At 61.0% G+C, this 17,455-nt stretch carries 13 protein-coding genes and 1 pseudogene; 8 read left to right on the forward strand and 6 right to left on the reverse strand.

All coding sequences use genetic code 11. The features are described from left to right. From ACRESJ_RS27140 to ACRESJ_RS27155, 4 genes and pseudogenes are all read left to right on the forward strand, one after another. Positions 1 to 188, forward strand: a pseudogene (locus ACRESJ_RS27140) (extracellular solute-binding protein); the annotation flags it as partial. Between the two features lie 243 nt (positions 189 to 431). Further along, positions 432 to 1,628 (forward strand): amidohydrolase family protein, encoded by a 1,197-nt coding sequence (locus ACRESJ_RS27145; protein WP_431760608.1) that lies wholly within the window; start codon positions 432 to 434, stop codon positions 1,626 to 1,628. Then, positions 1,625 to 3,112: an amidohydrolase family protein gene (locus tag ACRESJ_RS27150; protein ID WP_431760609.1), complete on the forward strand. Its 1,488-nt coding sequence runs from the start codon at positions 1,625 to 1,627 to the stop codon at positions 3,110 to 3,112. Before ACRESJ_RS27145 ends, ACRESJ_RS27150 begins: the two co-directional genes overlap by 4 nt. Positions 3,113 to 3,124: 12 nt before the next feature. After that, on the forward strand, positions 3,125 to 3,787 hold the full coding sequence (locus ACRESJ_RS27155) for a flavin reductase family protein (RefSeq protein WP_431760610.1): 663 nt from the start codon (positions 3,125 to 3,127) through the stop codon (positions 3,785 to 3,787). 151 nt (positions 3,788 to 3,938) lie between these two features. On the opposite strand, the gene ACRESJ_RS27160 is transcribed toward ACRESJ_RS27155, so the two are convergent. The 6 genes from ACRESJ_RS27160 to ACRESJ_RS27185 form a co-directional block, all read right to left on the reverse strand. Then, complete coding sequence (locus ACRESJ_RS27160; protein ID WP_431760611.1) at positions 3,939 to 7,016, reverse strand: error-prone DNA polymerase; 3,078 nt, start codon at positions 7,014 to 7,016, stop codon at positions 3,939 to 3,941. Beyond that, a complete protein-coding gene (locus ACRESJ_RS27165; RefSeq protein WP_431760612.1) occupies positions 7,013 to 8,428 on the reverse strand; it encodes a Y-family DNA polymerase in 1,416 nt (471 codons plus the stop codon). Before ACRESJ_RS27165 ends, ACRESJ_RS27160 begins: the two co-directional genes overlap by 4 nt. A gap of 7 nt (positions 8,429 to 8,435) precedes the next feature. Then, the gene (gene imuA, locus ACRESJ_RS27170; protein WP_431760613.1) at positions 8,436 to 9,053 is read right to left on the reverse strand and encodes a translesion DNA synthesis-associated protein ImuA; all 618 of its coding nucleotides are present in this window, start codon (positions 9,051 to 9,053) and stop codon (positions 8,436 to 8,438) included. Further along, on the reverse strand, positions 9,053 to 9,670 hold the full coding sequence (lexA, locus tag ACRESJ_RS27175; RefSeq protein WP_431760614.1) for a transcriptional repressor LexA: 618 nt from the start codon (positions 9,668 to 9,670) through the stop codon (positions 9,053 to 9,055). The genes imuA and lexA overlap by 1 nt, the downstream gene beginning before the upstream one ends. A 248-nt stretch (positions 9,671 to 9,918) precedes the next feature. Continuing rightward, positions 9,919 to 11,157 carry an MFS transporter gene (locus ACRESJ_RS27180; protein ID WP_431760615.1) on the reverse strand — a complete coding sequence of 413 codons (1,239 nt, stop codon included), beginning with the start codon at positions 11,155 to 11,157 and terminating at the stop codon, positions 9,919 to 9,921. 286 nt (positions 11,158 to 11,443) lie between these two features. Then, a complete protein-coding gene (locus tag ACRESJ_RS27185) occupies positions 11,444 to 12,361 on the reverse strand; it encodes a LysR family transcriptional regulator (RefSeq protein WP_431760616.1) in 918 nt (305 codons plus the stop codon). Positions 12,362 to 12,464: 103 nt separating this feature from the next. On the opposite strand from ACRESJ_RS27185, the gene ACRESJ_RS27190 reads away from it, so the two are divergent. From ACRESJ_RS27190 to ACRESJ_RS27205, 4 genes are all read left to right on the forward strand, one after another. Next, positions 12,465 to 14,207 carry an amidohydrolase gene (locus tag ACRESJ_RS27190; RefSeq protein WP_431760617.1) on the forward strand — a complete coding sequence of 581 codons (1,743 nt, stop codon included), beginning with the start codon at positions 12,465 to 12,467 and terminating at the stop codon, positions 14,205 to 14,207. A 120-nt stretch (positions 14,208 to 14,327) separates the two neighbouring features. Then, the gene (locus ACRESJ_RS27195) at positions 14,328 to 15,065 is read left to right on the forward strand and encodes a TorF family putative porin (RefSeq protein WP_431760618.1); all 738 of its coding nucleotides are present in this window, start codon (positions 14,328 to 14,330) and stop codon (positions 15,063 to 15,065) included. Between the two features lie 321 nt (positions 15,066 to 15,386). After that, positions 15,387 to 16,454: a phosphotransferase family protein gene (locus ACRESJ_RS27200; RefSeq protein WP_431760619.1), complete on the forward strand. Its 1,068-nt coding sequence runs from the start codon at positions 15,387 to 15,389 to the stop codon at positions 16,452 to 16,454. 172 nt (positions 16,455 to 16,626) lie between these two features. After that, positions 16,627 to 17,394 (forward strand): SDR family oxidoreductase, encoded by a 768-nt coding sequence (locus tag ACRESJ_RS27205; protein WP_095195000.1) that lies wholly within the window; start codon positions 16,627 to 16,629, stop codon positions 17,392 to 17,394. The last annotated feature ends 61 nt before the right edge of the window (positions 17,395 to 17,455 follow it).

Below are 17,455 nucleotides of genomic sequence, written 5' to 3' on the forward strand. Positions count from 1 at the left end.
CCGCCGTGTCCAACGCCATCGCCTACGCCAACGGCATCCAGAGCGACAAGCTGATCGACGCCAAATGGCGAGTCATGGACGCCATCAACATGCCCGACGAATTCGCCTCGCGCCTGCGCCCGGAAAAAGAATGCAGCAACAAGGCGCGGGAACTGCAGGACCGGATCTGGGCGAAGCTCAAGGGTTGATCGTCTGACCTGAAACCGCGGTGCGGCCATCGCTGGCAAGCCAGCTCCCACAGGGGACGTGGTGTTCACAAAATCTGTGATCAACACAAATCACTGTGGAAGCTGGTGCTCACAAAATCTGTGATCAACACAAATCACTGTGGAAGCTGGTGCTCACAAAATCTGTGATCAACACAAATCACTGTGGGAGCTGGCTTGCCAGCGATGAGGCCCGCCCAGACACCCTAAACATTGAGGTATGCAATGAATTCAACCCGCTGGCTACGCAACGTGCGCCCCTACGGCGCTCCTGCCCAAGACCTGCTGATCGAAAACGGCCGCTTCACCCAACGCCGCCCGTCCACGACCACCGAACTGCTCGCCACTGACATCGACGGCCAGAACCAACTGCTCACAGGTGCCTTGGTCGAGAGCCACGTCCACCTGGACAAAACCCTCTGGGGCCAGCCTTGGCGTGCGAACAGCGCCGGGCCGACCCTGAAGGATTACATCGCCAACGAACGCCGCATCCTGCGTGAAGTCACGACACCCATTGCGCATCGAGCCGGTGCGCTGCTGGAAAACTGCATCGCCCGTGGCTCGTTGACCATGCGCTGCCACGTCGACATCGACCCGGAATTCGGCTTGCGCCACGTCGAAGCCATGCAGCAATTGCGCGACAAATACCGCGACCTGATCGACCTGCAACTGGTGGTGTTCCCGCAAACCGGGCTGATCAGCCGCCCCGGCACTGCTGAACTGATGCGCGAAGCCATGGCCCTCGGCGTGGAAAACGTCGGTGGGCTCGACCCATGCGGCATCGACAACGACCCCATCGCGCAACTGGATTTCGTCTTCGAACTGGCCAGCGAATTCGACCGTGGCGTGGACATTCACCTGCACGACAAAGGCGAGCTGGGGTTGTGGCAGATCAAGTTGATCGCCGACTACACCGAACGCTACGGGCTACAAAACCGGGTGATGATCAGCCACGCCTACTGCCTGGGCATGTTGCCGTGGAGCCAGGTCCAACCGGTGGCCGAGCGTCTGGCGTTGCTGGGTATCTCGCTGATGAGCTCGGCCCCTGCTGATTGCGCGGTGCCTCCGTTTCTCGCTTTGCGCGAGGCTGGGGTAAACGTATGCCTGGGCTCCGACGGCATTCGCGATGCCTGGTCGCCCATGGGCAACGGCGACATGCTTGAACGGGCAATGTTGCTGGCGTTTCGCTTCGATTTGAACAAGGACGAAGAGCTGGCAGCGGCCTTTGACGCCGCAACAGTCAATGGCGCCCGGGCACTGGGTTGTGAGGGTTATGGACTGGAACTGGGTCGTCCAGCGGACTTTCTGTTGATGCCAGTGCAGACACTTGGTGAAGCCGTCGTTTCGCGGCCGCTGCGACAGGTTTATCGCGGCGGGCAGTTGATCGCGGCGGGCGGTCGTTTACTGGAAAGCCGTCTGTGAAGCGCATCGGCCTTAGAGCCAGTTGCGTAGTCGGTTTCGACGGGACGCAGCATGTGCTGTGGCGCAACGGCGAAGTGGTCTTCGAAGGCTCGCGCATTGTTTTCGTGGGGCGCGATTATGCAGGGCCGGTGGATCAATGGATCGACTACGGCAACGCGCTCATCGGCCCCGGATTCATCGACTTGGATGCGCTGGGCGATCTGGACTCCACGGTCCTGACCCTGGACAACGGCGACGAGCGCGCCATGGGGCGGATGTGGTCCGCCGAGTATCTGGCGCGCGGTCCTCGGGAGAGCTACAGCCCCGAAGAAGAAGTCTTCAAATACCGCTACGCCTTCACGCAGTTGATCCGCAACGGCATCACCACAGCCATGCCGATCACCTCGATGTACTACCGCGAGTGGGCCGAGACTTACGACGAGTTCTCGGCGGTGGCCGGCATCGCCGCCGAGTTGGGGCTGCGCACTTACCTCGGTCCTTGCTACATGAGCGGCATGAGTTACTGGCAGGCCGACGGCACGCTGGCTCATCAATGGGACGAGGATCGGGGCCTGGCCGGACTCGATGCGGCGCAACGGTTTTTTCAGGATTTCGATGGTGCAAACGGCGGCTTGATTCGCGGCGCGCTGCTGCCGGATCGCATCCAGACGTGTACGCCCGCCCTGTTGCAACGCACCGCCGCGCTGAGCCGGGAACTGAACGCGCCCATGCGTTTGCATTGCTGCCAGGGACTCGGTGAAGTGACCATGGTCGAGCATCTGCGCGGCACGTCGCCACTGGGCTGGTTGCAGCAACTGGACCTGCTCACGCCACGCAGCCTGTTGCCCCACGGCATCTACACCCGTGGAGATGACGATCTGCAACGAGTGGTGGATGGCGGCGCGAGCCTGGTGCATTGCCCGGTGGTGTTCGCCCGGGACGGCGAGGCGCTGAACTCGTTCGGGCGCTACCGGGCCAAGGGCACCAACTTCGCGCTGGGCACGGACACCTGGCCGGCGGATTTGCTCGACAACATGCGTCAGGGTTTGAACATCGCCCGCTTGATGGAGGGCGGCAACGCACTGACCAGGACACTCGATTTTTACAACGCCGCCACGCTTGGCGGTGCCAAAGCGCTGGGCCGCGACGACCTTGGGCGCCTGGCACCGGGCTGCAAGGCCGACATCACCGTGTTCAGCCTGCGCGGCCTGCACCTGGGACCGCTGTTCGATCCCCTGAAAAACCTGGTTCTGGCCGGGCGCGGCGACGACTGCATCGCCAGCTACATCAACGGCCGCTGCGTGATGCAGGACGGTCAAGTCAACGGCATCGACTACGCCACCCTGCAACGTCAGGCCCAACAGCAATTCGAAAAACTGATGCGCAGTCACAGCGACCGGGCCTTTGGCCAACCGGACTGGAAAGGTCTTTTCCAGCCGGCCATTCCGTTCGCCGACGACTACAGCGCACAGGCGCCACTGAGCGCCATTGATCCTCTCCTTTAGAGATTTCTGCCTATGCAAAGCTTCGACTTCAGCACCCTGAGCCCACGGGACAAATACAAGATTCTGATTGGCAGCGTGGTACCGCGACCGATTGCGCTGGTCACCACCGTCGACGGCGAAGGCCGGATCAACGCCGCGCCCTTCAGCTTTTTCAACGCGCTGTCGGCCGATCCACCGATCCTCGCGTTGGGCGTGGAAAACTACGGGGACCAAAGCCCCAAGGACACCACGCGCAATATCCAGCTCAACCAGGAATTCACCGTGAACATCGTCAGCGATGCCCTGGTGGAAGCCATGAACGTCTGCGCCGTACCCTTCGCCCCCGGCTTCGACGAACTGACCGCCGCCGGCCTCACCGCGATCCCCGGCACCACCGTCAAATGCCCACGCATCGGCGAAGCCCCGGTGGCGCTGGAATGCCGACGGATGATGGCGATGTCCATCGGGCAATCGCGGGAAATCATTTTTGGTGAAGTGCTGATGGCCCATGTGCGTGATGAACTGATCGATCCAAAAACCCTGTACATCGATCAACTGGGGCTTGATGCGATTGGCCGCATGGGCGGCCATGGTTATGCGCGTACGCGGGATTATTTCGACTTGCCGACACGCTCACTGCAAGCCTGGACGGATGCACCGGGCGGTGGCGAGCGGTTTTGGCCAGTTACCAAATAGTCAGTCTGGTTGATCGTTCCCACGCTCCGCGTGGGAATGCAGCCTCGGACGCTCCGCGTCCGCTGTGACGCAGAGCGTCACGGGAGGCGTTACCACGCAGAGCGTGGGAACGATCCTCGCGAGCAAGCTAGCTCCTACAGGTGTTGTGGGGTTAGTGGAAATCCCGGCTACGCACGCTGATACCGTCCAGTAGCGGACTCAGGTCGCTCAGCCGCCCGGCAATCAAGTGCCGCACCTCCCCTTCTCGCTCCCAGCGTCCATCGACCTTGAGCAACTGCGACCCCACCAGAACCTGACGCTGGCGCTCGGCCAGGTCGCGCCAGACCACGACGTTAACGTTGCCGAATTCGTCTTCCAGGGTCACGAAGGTTACGCCACTGGCAGTGCCGGGGCGTTGTCGGCCGGTGACCAGGCCGGCGACGCTTACCGGGCGCCCATGATCGACGTCCAGTAGCTCTTTCGAACTGCGACAGCGCCGGGCTTTCAATTCAGTGCGCAACAACGCCAGCGGATGTGGTCCCAGGGTGGTTCCAAGGCTGGTGTAATCGGCACGAAGGTCTTCGCCGACCGTGGGCTTGGGCAGCACGATGGTGCCCTCCTCCTGGCTCGGCAACCCGGCAAACAGACCGAGTTGTTTCTGCACCCCCGCCACTTCCCAGCGTGCCCGGTGACGATCACCGGCCAGCCCGCGCAATGCCCCGGCATCGGCCAGTTGCTCGCGTGCACGGGCATCCAGTTGCGCCCGCTCGCCGAGGTCGGCGATATCGGCAAAGGCGCCTGTGGCGCGTGCCGCCTCGATGCGTCGGGCATCGTCCTCGCGAAAACCCTTGATCATGCGCAGGCCCATGCGAATCGCCGGCTGCGCTCCCGCAATCGGCTCCAGGCTGCAATCCCAGTCGCTGGCCCGCACATCCACCGGGCGAATCTGCAAGTGATGGCGGCGTGCGTCCTGCAGAATCTGGTCCGGGCTGTAGAAGCCCATCGGCCAGCTGTTGATCAGCGCACAGGCGAAGGCCGCCGGTTCGTGGCATTTAAGCCAGCAACTGGCATAGGTCAGCAGGGCAAAACTGGCGGCATGGGACTCGGGAAAGCCGTAACTGCCAAAGCCTTTGATCTGCTCGAAGATCTGCGCGGCGAATTCGGCCGTGTAGCCGTTTTTCTTCATCCCGGCCGCCAAACGCTCCTGATGCGGTTCGAGGCCGCCGTGGCGTTTCCAGGCCGCCATGGAGCGGCGCAGCTGGTCGGCCTCGCCGGGGCTGTAGTCGGCAGCGACGATGGCGATCTGCATCACCTGCTCCTGAAACAGCGGCACGCCGAGGGTGCGTTGCAACACCTCCCGTAGCGCTTCGGAGGGATAGGTCTCAGGCTCTTCCCCGTTTCGGCGTCGCAAGTACGGATGCACCATGCCGCCCTGGATCGGCCCGGGACGAACGATGGCGACCTCGATCACCAGATCGTAGAACTTGCGCGGCTTGAGCCTTGGCAGCATCGACATCTGTGCCCGGGACTCGATCTGGAACACGCCGATGGTGTCGGCCCGGCCAATCATGTCGTAGGTCTGCGAATCTTCGGACGGGATCGTTGCCAGGCTCAAGTCAAGGCCGCGATGACGACGCAGCAAATCCAGGCAACGACGAATCGCACTGAGCATGCCCAAGGCCAGGATATCGACCTTGAGCAGGCCGACCGCATCAAGATCGTCCTTGTCCCATTGAATGATGGTGCGCTCGGCCATGGCGGCGTTTTCCACGGGCACGAGGCAGTCCAATGGCTGCTCCGAAATCACAAAACCGCCGGGGTGCTGGGACAGGTGCCGGGGGAAACCGATCAGTTGCCCGGTCAGGCTTAGCACCCGTCGCAGCACCGGACTGTCGGGGTCGAAACCGCCCTCAAGCAAGCGTGCCACGGGAGGTGTTTCGTCACTCCAGTGACCGCAGCAATCGGCCAGGGCGTTGATCTGGTCAGGCGGCAACCCCAAGGCCTTGGCCACATCGCGCACAGCGCCCGCTGCATGGTAGCTGCTGACCACGGCAGTCAACGCCGCACGCCCGCGCCCATAGCGCTTGAACACGTACTGCAAGACTTCCTCGCGGCGCTCGTGTTCGAAGTCCACGTCAATGTCCGGCGGCTCGTTGCGCTCCTTGGAGAGGAAGCGCTCAAACAGCATGTTCATCCGGTCCGGGTCGATCTCGGTAATGCCCAGGGCGAAACACACCGCCGAGTTGGCCGCCGATCCCCGGCCCTGACAGAGAATTTTCTCGCGCCGGGCGAAAGCGACGATGTCCTGGACGGTCAGGAAATAACTTTCATAACCGAGTTCGGCGATCAACCCCAACTCCTTGTCGATCAGCGCGCGCACCTTTTCGCTCGCGCCTTTCGGCCAGCGCGCGCGGATGCCCTCCTCGGTCAAATGACGCAGCCAGGAGGTGGCGGTCTGCCCTTCAGGCACTAGTTCCCGAGGGTAGTGATATCGCAACTGGCCAAGATCAAAGGTGCAGCGTCGGGCAATGGCCAGGGTTTCGTCGAGCAAGGCTGGTGGATAGAGCTCGCGCAGCACGTCGAGGCTGCGCAGATGTCGTTCGCCGTTGGGATGCAGGCGTAACCCGGCATCGGCCACCGGCAGGTGGTGACGGATCGCGGTCATGGTGTCCTGCAAGGCCCGACGACCGCGCGCGTGCATGTGCACATCGCCGCTGGCCACTGGCGCAATCCCCAGTTCCCTGGCCAGGTTCAACAGATCGTGCAGCCGTCGGGTATCGTCCTGGCCGCGATGCAACTGCACCGCCAGCCACAGCCGCTCGGCGAAGACGTGCTTGAGCCACTGGCCTTGTTCAATGGCATCGACCGCGTCCGGCACCCATAACGCCAACAGCCCCGGCAGCGGTTCGCTGAAGTCTTCGCGCAGCACTTGGTACTGGCCTTTTTGCGTGCGACGTCGGGCGCGGGTGATCAGTCGGCACAGCGCCTGATAGCCCTCAAGGTTCTCCACCAACAACACCAGTTTCGGGCCGTTTTCGATGCGAATTTCGCTGCCGATGATCAGCGGCAGCTCCACCGATTTTGCCGCTTGCCAGGCGCGGACGATGCCCGCCAGGGTGCATTCATCGGTGATTGCCAAGGCCTGATAGCCCTGCTTTTTTGCCCGTTGGATCAACTCAAGCGCACTGGAGGCACCGCGCTGGAAACTGAAGTTCGACAGACAGTGCAGTTCGGCATACCCGACACTCATGCGAACCAGCCCTGCAGCCACAACGGGCCGGCCTCGCCCACCACGCGATAGGCCCAGCCCTGCTGGCCGGTACGGGTTTCGATCAGGTAATAATCACGGCGTACGTCATCACCGTCCCACCAACCGGACTCGATGCGTTCCGGCCCCATTAAAATGCGGGTCGAGCCTTCGTGCACCGTCAACGGCTCGGTCAGCAACCAACCCGGTCGCTGCACGCTCGGAAGTCCCGCGCAGGACTGGTTGTCAACATTGGCCTGCCACGCGCATTCGGGGCGGTGATCGGCCTGAAAGCGCAAGCCGTGCACCGCGTCATCCCCCAGCCGTGCGCGCAAGCGTTCGCGCAATTGCTCCCAAGGCAATGACTGTTGCGGACGGTCGTCGAACAACTCTTGAAACTGGGGAACGAAGGCCGGCAAATCTTCGGCGCGCAAGCGAAAACCGCGTACGGGCGCCTCGACTTGCACCTGCTCCAGCCGTCCCCGGGCCAGTTCGAAAAGCATCGCCGGATCGCGCTCGGCGCTGAGCAGGCCGACCTTGATCTGCGTGTCCGGCAGCCCGGCGTGTTCGAGGTGCAGGTCGAAGCGCTGCACACCACTGTCGCGACCGCACAGGAACGCCGACAGATCTCCGGTCAGCCGTCGCAACGGAAACAGCAAGGCCTGATGGGATTGCACATCGAAGTTCAGCTCGATGCGCACATCGAAGCGGTCCGGTGGCAAATAGAACGCCAGCGCCAGGCGCCGTAAACCGAGCAAGGTGTCCAGATGCCCGAGCACCTGCGCCTCGAAGCGTCGAGCCAGGCTGTGCCGGGGCAATGCCTGCACCTGACTCAAGGTACGCAACCCCATGCGCGACAACGCGGTGGCGACGCTGACCTGCAGCCCGATGCGGTCGACGGGCATTTGCCCCAGGTGATACTGCAAGGCTTGATCGTCGGGTACCACCAGTCCGTCATAAGCGTTGGCCAACATCCGCGCCGCCACCGGGTTGGGCGCGGCGACAATGCGGTGACGAAAGCCCAGTTCGCCGAGTTCACAGCGCAGGCGCGCTTGCAATTGCGGCCAGTCGCCAAACAACCCCAGGCTGGACTCGATCTCGAACACCAGCGCCCGCGGGTAATGCACGCTGACCTGGGCGCTGAAGCGATAGGCCCAGGCCGCCAGAAATTGCTGCCAGTGTTCGATGTCGGCGACGTCGTACTCGGCCGTGGCAAAGCCTTTGCTCAGGGCCTGGGCGGCGCTCATGGACTGGCCGGGACGCAGGCCCAGAGCACGCGCCGGGCCGTTCACCGCTTGCAATACCCGGCGCTGGGCCGGGCCGGTCAGCAGCGCCAGCGGCTCATCGGGGTCGGTGCGTTGACGCAGTACCGCGTCCAGCGCCAATTGCGGGAAAAGAATACAGACCCAGCGCATGGCAACCTCAATGCCCCACGGTGAAGGCTATCGGCGCCGAGCGGGCCAATCCGCCTCGACACTTGAGCACCCGCAATTGCGCAGGCTTGGCATCGATGGCGATGCGCAGCGCCGCCGGCGATGGGTTGATCGCTTCACTGAGCGAGCGATAGGCAAACGCCAGGGTCTGGCCGGTTTCCGCCGCCACCTGCAAGCGGCGCAAAGCGCGGTCATCAGCCTTGTGCGGCCAGCACAATACCGCGCCGCAACTGCCCGAACGCAGGCATTGCTCCGCCGCCCACAGCGCATCGCGCTCGCTGGCCTGGATGATCGACAGCTGTCGCAGATCGACCCCGGCGCCCTGCCAGGCCTGGGGATACGGCACGTACGGCGGCGCCACCAGCACGATGCGCTCGCCCGCCGCCGACAGTCGCGCCAGCGCCGGCCACACCAATTGCAATTCGCCCACGCCCTGCCCGGCCAGGAGGATTTCCGTCAACGCTGCCTCCGGCCAGCCACCGGTGGGCAACGCCGCATCCAGCGCGGCATGCCCGGTGGGTTGCGGGCTGACAGCCGGCGGCGCAGGCCGGCCTTTCCAGACCTGGCCGCCATTGAACAGCGTATCCAACGCAACGACGGCGCCCATCAGCCTTGCCTCACCAGACCGCAGAACACCCCTTCGATGGCCAGGTCCCGGTCAGCTTCAACGATGATCGGCTGATAAGCCGGGTTGCGCGGCAACAGGCGAACCGTGTCGCCAACCCGCTCGAAGCGCTTGATGGTGACTTCCCCATCGAGGCGCGCCACGACGATCTGACCATTGACGGCCTCGGGGCTGCGGTGCACGCCCACCAGATCGCCATCGAGAATGCCGTCTTCGATCATCGAATCACCGCTAACCCGCAGCATGTAGTCCGGTACCCGGGAAAAAATCGAGGGATCGAGCAGCAGACGGCTGTGGACTTCAGCATCGGCACCAATCGGCGCACCCGCCGCCACCCGACCGAGCACCGGGATGTCCAACAGCTCAGGTCGCGGCGGTTGGCCAAGCAGGCGAATGCCCCGAGCCTGATGCGGGTTGACCTCGATAAACCCGGCTTCGGTCAGCGCCAGCACATGCTTGCGCGCCACACTGCGGGAGGCAAAGCCGAACGCCTCGCTGATCTCGGCAAGGCTCGGAGACTGACCGTGCTCGGCGATACGTTCGCGGATAAAGGTCAGGATGGCGGTACGGCGGGGAGTGAGATTGGTCATGGAGTACATTTGTACTCTTTTGCGATTTTTCTTACAAGGGCTTGCGGATGAGGTGTAGGGCTGGCGGAGTCTGCGATCTTTTGATCCTGCTTTTTAAGGGCTAAGGCGCTTCAGTCAGCAGCACCGCGTCAGCTTCATCGCCAGCAGGCTGGCTCCCACATTGGAATGCATTTTCCTGTGGGAGCCAGCCTGCTGGCGATGGGGCATTGCCATGCTGAACAATCAAGGCTGAAATATCTTGGACCTGCTCTTGCACATCATTGCACTTGATCGTTTTGAGCCCTTGGCATGAGCGTAAAAAACACCAAAACAATTAACAGTGTGCCTACGGCACTAAGGATTGCCGTGAGAGAAAGGGTCTGGGAATAACCGACCATACCACCGACGATTCCGCTACCGAGAAAGATGAAGGGATGCACGCCACTGGTAAAAAGCGTATCGACCGCCACCACTTTACCGAGGTCCTTTTCTGGGGACAGTGTCTGCATAGCTGTTGCCCATCCCGTCAACCAGGATGCTTCGACAACACCGACCAGGGTCGCACCCAGTATCACCATCCAGGACGAACTTCCCATGCCAAGAAGTGCCATCGCGCCAGTCAGGAAAAAACCACAGGTCACTGCAAGTCCGATCAGTCGCTCATGCCCGCAAACAAGCACCGTGATGATTGAACCAATGCACGCACCGAATCCCGACGCGGCCAGGCAAACGCCCCACATTTCTTCGCTGAATCGATCGCTGATGGCATAGGGTGCGACAACCAGGAAAATCGGGAAACACAATACGTTCACCACGAGGGTGGCCGCGAAGCCCAGCAAAAGTTTGGAATTGCCAGTAACGATGGCAATGCCATTGACCGCTTCTCGAATCGATAACTCCTTCTCAAACTCATGGGACCCCATATTGGGCAACATCGCCGTGTAAATGGCAGCGCAGAAGAATGTCAGCCCATCGATCAATATGCCCCAGACCGGATCCCAGAAAATGATGAATACACCCAGCGTCGCGGGAAAGAGCACAGCGACCAGGTTGTCGACAAAGTTCATCGCACCATTGCCCGCCACCAGTGCTTGTTTGGGTAACAATTTGACGAGCAGTACCTGAGCACATGGACGGGAAACCCCAATGCCAATGCCAAATATCAGGTAGGTAAAAACCAGGCACCACCAAGGCGTTCCGAAAACGATTAGCGCCACCGCAGCCAGTTGTGCAAAACCCCTCGACATGTCGGTGAAAATCAGTACTAGCTTCGGCGACTTTCGATCCGCTAACAAACCTCCAATCAAGGCCCCAATCACGGTCCCTATCCCGACTGCCGCCATAACAAACCCAAACACCTCTCCACCGTAGCCGGTCCGGATGAGCGCTATCGGCAGTGCGGCCAAACAAATAGCGTCGCCTGCCATCGAGAGACTTTGGCCGATGAGTAACTTGCGAAAAGATGAGACGCTCAGTGCTTCGGTATAAGGTGATAAGCGATCGGCGATAGAGATCATCAGTAATCGTCCTTGAAACCTATGTTTGAGCCTTGGTTGACCGCAAGTTCATATCTTGAAGTCGGTGATGGCACCGACCCGGCAAACCATTAAAGAATAACTGCCGCATGAGCGATGTCTTTGCGCGAGGGAGTTATTAATGTTCGTTGGTTTTTATTTTGCAATCGAATGGAATGAGGAAACGTCCGACACGAGTGTGGGCTTGTTCCTAGTTGAAGGTGGGATGAATCACTAATGATTTTGTATTCCTTCGAGCAACTGCGGCACCGGAAACTGGACGGCTCAATCACCCCAACCCCCGCTCCCCCAAAAACCCCGCAATGTAATCAATAAACGCCAGCACCTTCGCTGTAGCCCGCCGATGGCTGGGATACACCGCCAAAATGTGCGGGCCAAAGCTGTCCGGGTCGATGTCGTAGTCGACCATCAAGCGCACCAGCCGCCCATCGGCAATATACGGCGCGGCACTCCACAGCGGCGTATGCAGCAGCCCCCGCCCGGCCAGGGCATTAGCCAGCAGCAAGTCATAATTGTCGCTGCGCAGGCGTGGCGCCTGGGGTTGCGGCAGGCTCAGGCGTTGGCCGTCGCGCTCAACCCACCAGAACTCGCGGCTGAGCAATGGGTGGCGATACAGCAGCCATTCGTGCTGATCCAGGGTTTGCGGATTTACCGCCAGCCCCTTGCGCGTCAGGTACTGCGGGCTTGCGCATAGCGCAAGGCAATTGCTGCCGACCACCCGGGCGATCAGCCCCGGCAAGTCGTCATGGCCTTCGCGCAGGGCCAGGTCGTAGCCGCTTTCCAGCAGATTGACGAACTCGTCGCACAGGTCCACTTGCAGGTTGATTTGCGGGTATTGCTCAAGAAAACCGCCGCACACCTGATCGAGGAAAGCCTGCCCATAAGCCAGCGGCGCCGTGATTTTCAGGCTGCCGCGCAGGCCATGTTGCAGCTGTTCGATTTCTTCGCCGGCCTCATCGAGGCGTTGCAACACCTGACGCGCGGTTTCCAGGTAGAGACGCCCCGATTCCGTAAGCAGAATCCGCCGAGTGCTGCGCTCGAACAAGCGCGCACCGAGTTCCGCTTCCAGGTGATTGACCGCCTTGGTCAGGGCCGACGGGGTCTTGCCCAGTTGCTCGGCAGCGCGGCTGAAACTGCCCAGTTGCGCCGTGACCACGAACATCTTCAGTGCACCCAACTTGTCCATACTTTTTCCATTCAGGCAAAAACGTTTTTCGTCAGCGAGGCGTTCTGCCGAGCGCGACAAGCCACTAATCTCGCCATCAAAAGCAATAACAAGGAAACAAGCAATGAAAAGATTCATCCCGAATCTATTAATGGCAGCCGTGAGTTTTGCCTCGTTGGAAGCCATGGCGGCGACTGATCTGGTGCTGCTCAACGGCAATATTTTCACCGCAGACCCAGGTCAGCCCAAGGTTCAGGCGCTGGCAGTGCAGGACGGCAAGGTGCTGCAGGTCGGTAGCGATGCGCAGATCAAGGCGTTGATCGAATCTGGCACCAAAGTTATTGACCTGGGCGGCAAGACCCTTATGCCCGGCCTGATCGACACCCATTCCCACGCTATTTTCGGCGGTTTGGAAATGGTTTCGGCCAACATGGAAGACGAAGTCGTCGAGCTAGACGAACTGGAAAAACGCCTGCGCGCCTGGCGTGATGACGGCAAGGCCCGGCATGGCGATGTGCTGAGCGTGGCCGGCATGAGCTCGGCCTACTGGGCGCAGTCCGAAGCCCTGGGCAAGAAATTCAACAACGGCGACTGGGCCAATGTGCCTGTCGTATTCACCGGCAGCGACCACCACACAGCCTGGGCTAACGACGTGATGCTCAAGCGCGCTGGCATTGATGCGGCGCTGATCAAGTCATTGCCGAAAGCGGAGGACGGCACCATTGGCAAACTTGCAGACGGCAGGCCCAACGGGTTTCTGGTAGACGCCGGCTGGGACCGCGTCGCCTCGAAGATGCCGGCGCCAAGTGCCGCCGACATGCTCAAGGCCGCGCAAACCGCCGTGAGCTACAACAACAGCGTTGGTATCACAGCGTGGATGGACCCCGCCGCCAACGCCGCGCCGGGCGAGCCGATCTTCGCCCTCAAGCCCACGGAGAAAACCGTCGGCGTGCTGCCGGTGTACAAGGCCCTGGCCGAAACCGGCGGCATGACCGCCCACATCGCCGCGTTGCTGGTGGCCAATTCGAAAAGCGTGCCGGCCGATCTCGACACCCTGGACAAGGTTCGTCAGCAATTCCAGAACGTGCCCAACCTGACATTGCCCGGCATCAAGATCTTCGCCGACGGCGTGATCGAATACCCGGCGCAGAGCGCGGCGATGATCGACCCTTACAGCAACTCGCACAAACAGGGTGAACTGCTGATCGATCCCGAGCACTTCGGTGAACTGGTCAGCGCCATCGACCAGCGGGGCTGGCTGGTGCACATCCACGCCATCGGCGACCGCGCGGTGCGCGAATCGCTCAATGGTATCGCGCAGGCGCGCAGGGACCGCCAGAGCGGCGTGACACACTCTGTCACTCACCTGCAGATGGTCAACCCGAAAGAGTTCGCCCGGTTCAAGCCGCTCAACGTCATCGCCTCGATGCAACTGCTCTGGGCCGCCGCCGACGACTACACCACGGACATGATCAAGCCGTACGTCACGGCCCAGGCTTTCCGTTACCAGTACCCGGCGCACTCGTTGCTCAAACAGGGCGCGACCATTTCCGGCGCCAGCGACTGGCCCGTGTCTTCGCCCAACCCGTTCAACGCCATGGCCCAGGCCATGACGCGGGTTGGCCCGCTGGGCGTGCTCAACGCCGACGAACGCATCGACCGCGAAACCATGTTCTACGCCTACACCTTGAACGCCGCCCGCACCATTGGCCTTGAGAAAACCATCGGTTCGTTGAGCAAAGGTAAACAAGCCGACTTCATCGTGGTGGACCGCGATGTGTTCAGCGTCGACGAGAAAGCCCTGCACGACACCCAAGTGCTGCAAACCTGGTTCGCCGGCCGTCAGGTCTACGCGCCAACCCTCTAAGAAAAACCCAACCAGCCCGCTGCCCGACCTCGTGTTCTTCAACGCGAGGCCCGGCGCAGCCTTGCCCGATTTCTGGCCCAAACAACCCTGCCCTAAACAATAAAAACAACGGGACATTCCATGAAAGCTTTGACCCTGTTCGCCCTCGGTTCCTTGAGCCTGCTGCCCTTGTGCAGCCAGGCCATCCCCTTGAATGATGATTTCGCCCTGCTGGTGGATGTGACGTTGGCCAGCGATTACCGCACCCGCGGGATCTCGCAAACCCAGAATGACCCTGCCTTGCAGGCGGGAATGACCCTGGCCCACAGCAGCGGCCTGTACCTGGGCGCGTGGACCTCCAACGTCGATTTTGGCGGCGGCCTGAAAACCCGGCAGGAAGTCGACTACTACGGCGGTTGGCTGTGGCAGGCCACCGAAGACGTCAGCCTGGATCTTGGTTATTTGAAATACTCGTATCCCAAAGAGAGTCAGTTCAATCAGAGCGAGGTCTACGGCATCCTCAGCGTCTATGGCGTGAAACTGGGGGCCTATTACTCCGACGATGCACCGGGCATCGACAGCGAACAGAACTCGCTCTACAGCTACGTCGGTTATGAAACCCAGTTGCCCTATGACACAGGTCTGAAACTGCGCTACGGCAACATGGACTTCAAGGACCCGCACCTCTTCTCAAGCTCCGGTGAAGCCGAGGATTCGTACCGTGAATGGGAGGTCAAGCTGACCCATGAACTGGCCGGTGTGACGCTGGGCCTGAGCTACATCGACACCGACCTGTCGAAAAGCCAGTGCGCCAGTAACTGGGGATTCGATGATGTGTGCAGTGCGACTGTAGTAGCGAGCGTCAGCAAGACGTTCTGATTCCCGCCTCCCCGGTGTTTCAGTCAGAAACACCGCGTCAGCTTCATCGCCAGCAGGCTGGCTCCCACATGGGAATGCATTCTCTTGTAGGAGCGAGCTTGCTCGCGAAAAACGTAAACGATGACGCGAGCATCCTGAATGGTCGCGGCGTCTACAGGTTTTTCGCGAGCAAGCCTCGCTCCTACAGTGCTTACACATCAGGAACACTGATTATCCTGCAACACGCTAACCTATAAGACCGCGCCGCGCTTGTGGCTGCCAAGGTGCACCATTAGATTAGCCAATGATGTCTGGCCTCCAAAATAAGCAGAAGGGATAAGCATGGCGCTTACTGACCAGTCCACCCGTATCCGTACCGGCGAAGAACTTGACGCAAGCCTGATCGATCCATACCTCAAGGCCCACATTCCGGGTTTGAGCGGCTTGCCGCAGATCAGCCAGTTCCCGGGCGGTGCGTCCAACCTTACCTATTTGCTCGAATACCCTGAGCAGGAGTTCGTCCTGCGTCGGCCGCCGTTCGGCCACAAAGCCAAGTCCGCCCATGACATGGGCCGCGAATTTCGCATCCTCAATCAACTGCGCGAGGGTTTTCCGTACTGCCCAAAAGCCTACGTGCACTGCACCGATGAGTCGGTGATCGGTGCCGAGTTCTATGTGATGGAGCGGGTCAACGGCATCATCCTGCGCTCGGAACTGCCGCCGGAGCTGGGGCTCGATTCAGCGAAGACCGAAGCCCTATGCAAGAGCTTCATCGACAAGTTCGTCGAGCTGCACCGGGTCGACTACAACGCCTACGGCCTGGGCGACCTGGGCAAACCCGAAGGCTATGTGGCGCGACAGATCAAAGGCTGGAGCGAGCGCTACGAAAAAGCCCTGACCCCCGATGCGCCGAAGTGGGAAGCCGTCAAAGCCTGGCTCAACGACAAGATGCCGGCCGATCACCCGACCTCCAGCATCGTTCACAACGATTACCGCTTCGACAACGTGATCCTCGACCCGAACAACCCGATGCAGATCATCGGCGTGCTCGACTGGGAACTGACCACCTTGGGCGATCCGCTGATGGACCTGGGCAACACCCTCGCCTACTGGATCGAAGCCGGTGACCCGGCGCCCGTGCAACTGATGCGCCGCCAGCCTAGCCACGCGCCGGGCATGCTGACCCGCCGTGAATTCGTCGACTACTACGCCGAGCGCTCCGGCATCCAGATCGACAATTTCGACTTCTACTACACCTACGGCCTGTTCCGCCTGGCCGGCATCGTGCAGCAGATCTACTACCGCTTCTTCCATGGCCAGACCCAGGACAAACGCTTCGCGCAGTTCATTCACATGAACAAACTGCTGGAGCAGATGAGCTTGCAGGTCATCGAGAAATCCAGTCTCTAACCGAAATCCTGCTGCCCCGATCCCCTGTAGGAGCGAGCTTGCTCGCGAAAAACCTGAAAACGCCGCGATCATTCGGATACCCGCGTCATCGTTGACGTTTTTCGCGAGCAATCGAGCGTCGACCGGCTGCTCCTACAGTGACCAGCTTTGCGCAAACAACAAGGAAAAAAACATGTCCAAGACTCAGTTGTTCGACCTCGACGGCAAGATCGCTTTCGTCTCCGGCGCCAGCCGTGGCATTGGTGAAGCCATCGCCAAACTGTTGGCCCAGCAAGGTGCCCACGTGATCGTTTCGAGCCGCAAACTCGACGGTTGCCAGCATGTGGCCGACGCGATCATCGCCGCTGGCGGCAAAGCCACCGCCATCGCCTGCCACATCGGCGAAATGGAACAGATCAGCCAGGTCTTCGCCGGCATCAAGGAACAGTTCGGCCGCCTCGACATCCTGGTCAACAACGCCGCGACCAACCCGCAGTTCTGCAACGTCCTGGACACCGACCTCAGCGCCTTCCAGAAAACCGTCGACGTCAATATCCGCGGCTACTTCTTCATGTCGGTGGAAGCCGGCAAGCTGATGCGCGAAAACGGCGGTGGCAGCATCATCAACGTGGCTTCGATCAACGGCGTTTCGCCGGGCGTGTTCCAGGGCATCTACTCGGTGACCAAGGCGGCGGTGATCAACATGACCAAGGTGTTCGCCAAGGAATGTGCGCAGTTCGGCATTCGTTGCAACGCACTCCTGCCGGGCCTGACCGATACCAAATTCGCTTCGGCACTGGTCAAGAACGAGGCGATCCTCAATACCGCGTTGCAGCAGATTCCGCTCAAGCGCGTGGCGGATCCGAGTGAAATGGCAGGCGCCGTCCTCTACCTCGCCAGCGACGCCTCCAGCTACACCACCGGCGTTTCGCTGAACGTGGATGGTGGTTTCCTGTCCTGACCCCCGGTACAACACAAATCCCTGTGGGAGCGAGCCTGCTCGCGATAGCGGTGTATCAGTC

The organism is Pseudomonas sp. (assembly GCF_050739655.1).
Classification (GTDB): domain Bacteria; phylum Pseudomonadota; class Gammaproteobacteria; order Pseudomonadales; family Pseudomonadaceae; genus Aquipseudomonas.

Coding starts and splice junctions, on each gene's coding strand:
- ACRESJ_RS27145 (WP_431760608.1), top strand. CDS start 432: ATGAATTCAACCCGCTGGCTACGCAACGTGCGCCCCTACGGCGCTCCT.
- ACRESJ_RS27155 (WP_431760610.1), top strand. CDS start 3,125: ATGCAAAGCTTCGACTTCAGCACCCTGAGCCCACGGGACAAATACAAG.
- ACRESJ_RS27160 (WP_431760611.1), bottom strand. CDS start 7,016: ATGAGTGTCGGGTATGCCGAACTGCACTGTCTGTCGAACTTCAGTTTC.
- ACRESJ_RS27165 (WP_431760612.1), bottom strand. CDS start 8,428: ATGCGCTGGGTCTGTATTCTTTTCCCGCAATTGGCGCTGGACGCGGTA.
- imuA (WP_431760613.1), bottom strand. CDS start 9,053: ATGGGCGCCGTCGTTGCGTTGGATACGCTGTTCAATGGCGGCCAGGTC.
- lexA (WP_431760614.1), bottom strand. CDS start 9,670: ATGTACTCCATGACCAATCTCACTCCCCGCCGTACCGCCATCCTGACC.
- ACRESJ_RS27180 (WP_431760615.1), bottom strand. CDS start 11,157: ATGATCTCTATCGCCGATCGCTTATCACCTTATACCGAAGCACTGAGC.
- ACRESJ_RS27185 (WP_431760616.1), bottom strand. CDS start 12,361: ATGGACAAGTTGGGTGCACTGAAGATGTTCGTGGTCACGGCGCAACTG.
- ACRESJ_RS27190 (WP_431760617.1), top strand. CDS start 12,465: ATGAAAAGATTCATCCCGAATCTATTAATGGCAGCCGTGAGTTTTGCC.
- ACRESJ_RS27195 (WP_431760618.1), top strand. CDS start 14,328: ATGAAAGCTTTGACCCTGTTCGCCCTCGGTTCCTTGAGCCTGCTGCCC.
- ACRESJ_RS27200 (WP_431760619.1), top strand. CDS start 15,387: ATGGCGCTTACTGACCAGTCCACCCGTATCCGTACCGGCGAAGAACTT.
- ACRESJ_RS27205 (WP_095195000.1), top strand. CDS start 16,627: ATGTCCAAGACTCAGTTGTTCGACCTCGACGGCAAGATCGCTTTCGTC.